The organism is Allobosea sp. 05T422_2 (assembly GCF_056396265.1).
On the sequence record NZ_JBFTLD010000392.1, the window covers coordinates 1 to 4,243 of the forward strand.

Sequence of the window (4,243 nt, forward strand, 5' to 3'; positions counted from 1 at the left end):
GAACCGGGCAATCGGAATCGCGATTAAAGCGCTCATCATTTCGCTCGCAATGCCGACGGGCGGACTTTTTGCGCCTTGAAGTGGGCGCCGCGCTTTGCTTTCGCTAAGCTATTGATGGTTTCGACCACCTTGGTCAAAAACTGCAGCTGATGCGGTCCGTTCTCCGGATTCACCCCCCGCACCGCCTCGCGCAGAAAATCCAGACTGCCGACGATTACCAACTGCGATTTCGCACGGCTGAGGGCGACATTCATTCTCCGGGGGTCACGCAGGAAGCCCACTGCTCCCAGTCCAGCTCGGGAGTTATTCCGAACAAGGGAGAGGATCACCAGGTCCGCTTCGCTGCCCTGGAATGAATCCACAGTTCCGGTGAACGCACCGTCCGCGCGAACTGATTGGAAGGCCTTGAGATGGCGGAGCTGCGGTCCTGACATGCCTACTGTTATGCGTGCATGAATCGCCTCCGCCTGGGCCTTGTATGGCGACAGGACGGCCAGCGTCGGCGTTTCGCCTTCTACCGCGCGTATGTGGCGCAGCACGTCGATCACTGCATCMACCTCGTCTGGATTCCAGCGCTTGCGGGGATTTTCGCGTCCTGAAGGTTCGCCAGAGCTGAGTGCTTCATCGAGAAGGGCCAGAGCAAGCTGCCTTGTCGGCTTCAGCGGCCTTTCAGATCGCAGCACCGCATAAACGTCATCGACTCGAACCAGCAACTGCAGCGCTCTCCGTCTTGCCAGGGCAGCGTCCCGGGTGCGCAACGATCTGCGCAACTGAGAAGTCCCAAGGAGCTCGGCCAAATCTACCGGGACGGCCTTACGAATCCACCAATGCAATCCTCGACGATGCAGATACATCGCGCCCCCGAATCGATATGGGGATCCTCCCATCCCGGCTGTGACAGGCCGCTGTGTCAGAACGCGTGGAACTGCGAGCCACAAGTTCCAACGATTTCAATGACTTAGGAGTGGCGGAGACGGAGGGATTCGAACCCTCGATACCCTTGTGGGGTATGCTCATTTAGCAAACGAGTGCCTTCAGCCTCTCGGCCACGTCTCCGTTACCGGCTCTATGCCCGATTGCCCGGCGCTTTGACAAGCCGTCAGTGTGAAAGATTATCAGCCATCTTCACCGGGCTGAGGAAATCGCCGATGCACGCTGCCCTGAAAGTGATCGTGTCGCCCGCGCGCGGAGGCAGCCGCCTGCGCTGTCTTGGGGCCGGGCTCGCCCTCCTGGCTGCTGCCGCGATTCCGCCTCCGGCAGTGGCCCAGGCGCTGTTCGTGGCCTGCGACAATGGTTTGCGCTGCGTGCAGGCGCCCTGCCCTTCGAAGGATGTCGTTCTCGTGCCGTCAGGCCGGCGCTATGCGAAGACCGATCCCGACCTCTCCAGCCTGCCGGCCGCGGATGCTGCGCGCCGCGACCTCACCAGTGGCCTCTATTCCGGGCGTCTCGTCCTTTCCGGCACAGTGGAGGACGGACCGCCGGTGCGAATCACGGCGACGAAGATCCTTCGCCGCGCGACTGCGCATGAGGCTGCCCTCTGCCGGCGCCGCTGAAGCATCGGCCGGAAAAGTGGATTGCGGTTTTCGGGAAAGCCGATGCAATCACAGATGATCTAAGGACACGCCGTCAGCGCGTCGGCTTCACTGCGCCGGCAATCACGGCGATCTCGTCGGTCCAGATCCCGCCTGAATAGCCCGCGGGCAGACGGGACAATTCGGCGAGCGTATCCAGGCCCGTCGAAAAACCGCCGCCCTGATAGGGGCCGAGCGCGAAGACCTGGGTGCCGGCGCTGTCGAGACGGTTGAGGAAGCGGTTTGGCCAGCCCCAGAGCCATGGGGCGATGTTGATTGGCACCAGGACGATCGTTCCCCGGCAGATCTCGGGCATCACGCCGGTCCAGCCATAGGCGACATAGCGCGTCAGGCAGCCGATCTGCGTGCTCCTGGACATGGCCGGGATATCCGGTCGGAGGCGCCGCAGCGTCTCGACCGGCTCGTCGCCGCCATAGACGATCAGGCGCGCACGGGCCTTAGGCGGCAATGCCCCCAGGACTGCGGMGAGCTTCTCGCCCTCGTTCCTGTCCCGGCTCTTCACATTGATGGCGAAGCGCCGCCCGGGAAAAGCTGCAAAGACCTCGTCGAGCGTCGGCATCATGCCGATGCCCTTCCCGCGCAGCGGATGGGTCCTGCCACCATCGGCGGTATAGCCATAGCCGACATCGAGCGCCTTCAGCTGCGCCATCGCGTGCTCCCGCGTGACACCCTCGCCGTTCGTCCGACATTCCAGGGTCCAGTCGTGGAAGACCGCGAATTGGCCGTCGGTGGTCGGGTGCACGTCGAGCTCGACGATATCGGCGCCGGCCTCAAAGGCTGCCCGCATGGATGGCAGCGTGTTCTCGATGAAGTCATGGCGCGGCGGCAGCATGCGCGCGGCGCTGCAGACATCGGAGCGCAGGTCGGTCTTGTCGTAGAGCTGGGTGATGCCGCGATGGGCGAGCAAGGTCGGCCGGCCCTGCGGCCGGGAGGCCAGGAGACTGCTGTTGCTGATCAGGATGAAGAGCGTGAGGAGAAAGAGCGCGGCGAGCGCAAGGCGTGGGAGACGGCGCATCACTTCATCCTTTGAACCGCGGGCGCGAGCGCCTATCAATGTTCCCGAAAACGGGAGCATGAGAGCAATTGCTCCCAATTATGGGAACATTATGATCGCACCAGCATGATCGTCATCGGAGCCTCGGCCCTGGCCGAGTATGGCGAGGCGCACCCACAGGCCGGCTCTGCTCTGCGCGCCCTGAATGCGCTGCTGCGGCAGGCGAGCTGGCGGGCGCGCGACGAGATTGCGCGCGATTGCGGCGCCGTTGCCCGCTTCGTGAGCGAGGATGCGGTTGCGCTTGCCTTGCCGCATGTCGGCTGCAGCGTTGCCTTCAGGGTCAATTTCGAGCTGGGCGTGATCCGCATCACCGCGGTCACCGCCCTCAACGAGGAGGACGCAAGGTGAGGGAGCGCGAAACCCTTCCCGTCAGGCCGATCAGGAGCGAAGCGGATCATCACGCGGCGCTGGCCGAGATCGACCGGTTGTTTGCCGCGGAGCCGGGCTCCGCGGCGGCCGACCGGCTCGAGGTTCTGTGCCTGCTGGTCGCCGATTACGAGCGCAAGACCCATCCGATCGCGTCGCCGGACCCCATCGCCTATCTGACGCTCGCGATGCAGGCCAAGGGGCGGACGCAAGCCGACCTCGCCGAGCTCCTCGGCTCGCGCTCGCGCGCTTCGGAGGTCCTGAACCGGCGGCGGCATCTCTCGGCCGAGATGATCGCCAAGCTCGGCGAAGCCTGGGGCGTGGCGCGCGAGCCGCTCTCGGTGCCCTATGCGGTGGCGGGCAGCATCARGCGCACCGCGCTGCGCGGCGCAGCCCTGCTCGGCCTCCTCGCGGGCCTGAGCGCATCGGCGATCGGCGGCCTGTTCTGGGCTCACGGCGGGGACCTGCCGAGCACGGCCGAGATCGCAGGCTATGTACCGCCCGATCTCGAGCGCTACGGCCGGGATGGCGGCCTGACGGCGTATCGCCGGCCGGTGCCGCTCGCGACCATCCCGCCCCATGTGGTGAAGGCCTTCCTCGCGGCGGAGGACCAGGACTACTACCGCCATGGCGGCTACAGCCTGCCGGCCATCCTGCGGGCCTCAGCCCAGAACCTCGCGAGCCTGGGCGAGAGCCGGACGCCGGCAGGCGCCGCAACCATCACCCAGCAGCTCGCCAAGAACCTGCTGCTGCCGGGCCAGCCGCCCTCGCTCGCCCGCAAGGTGAAGGAGATCGTCCTGGCGAGCCGGATCGAGGACGCCCTGAGCAAGGACCGGATCCTCGAACTCTATCTCAACCAGATCTATTTCGGCGGCTACGCCTATGGCATCGCGGCGGCCTCAGCCCAGTATTTCGGCAAGAGCCCGGCCGATCTCGGCGTTGCGGAAGCCGCCTATCTCGCCGCCCTGCCCAAGGCGCCGAACACCTACCGGCTCGACATCGCCGACAACCGCGGTCGCGCCAAGGAGCGGCGCGACTGGGTGCTCCGACGCATGGCCGATGACGGACTGATCACGGCGTCTGCCGCTCAGTTCGCCCAGGCCGAGCCACTGATCGGGCCATAAGATCGACAGACTTCAGCTTGCGATGGCGCTCACCGTCCTTGCTCCGGGGCGGCGCAGCGTCAGGATTCAGGCTAGTGGGAGATCGGCACCGTCGCCAGGAACTGCTC

The 4,243-nt window shown here is 65.3% G+C and carries 5 protein-coding genes and 1 tRNA gene; 3 read left to right on the forward strand and 3 right to left on the reverse strand.

Going from position 1 to position 4,243, the window contains the following annotated elements; translation table 11 throughout:
* Window positions 1-35 precede the first annotated feature (35 nt).
* Both AC1DJT_RS34745 and AC1DJT_RS34750 read right to left on the reverse strand, forming a co-directional pair.
* Window positions 36-887 carry an AAA domain-containing protein gene (locus tag AC1DJT_RS34745; RefSeq protein WP_476770571.1) on the reverse strand — a complete coding sequence of 284 codons (852 nt, stop codon included), beginning with the start codon at window positions 885-887 and terminating at the stop codon, window positions 36-38.
* 78 nt (window positions 888-965) lie between these two features.
* Window positions 966-1,056: transfer RNA gene (locus AC1DJT_RS34750), tRNA-Ser, on the reverse strand.
* A 92-nt stretch (window positions 1,057-1,148) separates the two neighbouring features.
* Between AC1DJT_RS34750 and AC1DJT_RS34755 the strand changes: the two genes are divergently transcribed.
* Window positions 1,149-1,553 carry a hypothetical protein gene (locus AC1DJT_RS34755; protein ID WP_441507887.1) on the forward strand — a complete coding sequence of 135 codons (405 nt, stop codon included), beginning with the start codon at window positions 1,149-1,151 and terminating at the stop codon, window positions 1,551-1,553.
* 73 nt (window positions 1,554-1,626) lie between these two features.
* On the opposite strand, the gene AC1DJT_RS34760 is transcribed toward AC1DJT_RS34755, so the two are convergent.
* Window positions 1,627-2,607, reverse strand: a complete 981-nt coding sequence (locus tag AC1DJT_RS34760) for a glycerophosphodiester phosphodiesterase family protein (RefSeq protein WP_476835870.1) — start codon at window positions 2,605-2,607, stop codon at window positions 1,627-1,629.
* A 105-nt stretch (window positions 2,608-2,712) separates the two neighbouring features.
* On the opposite strand from AC1DJT_RS34760, the gene AC1DJT_RS34765 reads away from it, so the two are divergent.
* Both AC1DJT_RS34765 and AC1DJT_RS34770 read left to right on the forward strand, forming a co-directional pair.
* Window positions 2,713-2,994, forward strand: coding sequence for a type II toxin-antitoxin system HigB family toxin (locus AC1DJT_RS34765; protein WP_441507889.1), 282 nt, complete (start codon window positions 2,713-2,715; stop codon window positions 2,992-2,994).
* Window positions 2,991-4,136: a helix-turn-helix domain-containing protein gene (locus tag AC1DJT_RS34770; protein WP_476835871.1), complete on the forward strand. Its 1,146-nt coding sequence runs from the start codon at window positions 2,991-2,993 to the stop codon at window positions 4,134-4,136. Before AC1DJT_RS34765 ends, AC1DJT_RS34770 begins: the two co-directional genes overlap by 4 nt.
* The last annotated feature ends 107 nt before the right edge of the window (window positions 4,137-4,243 follow it).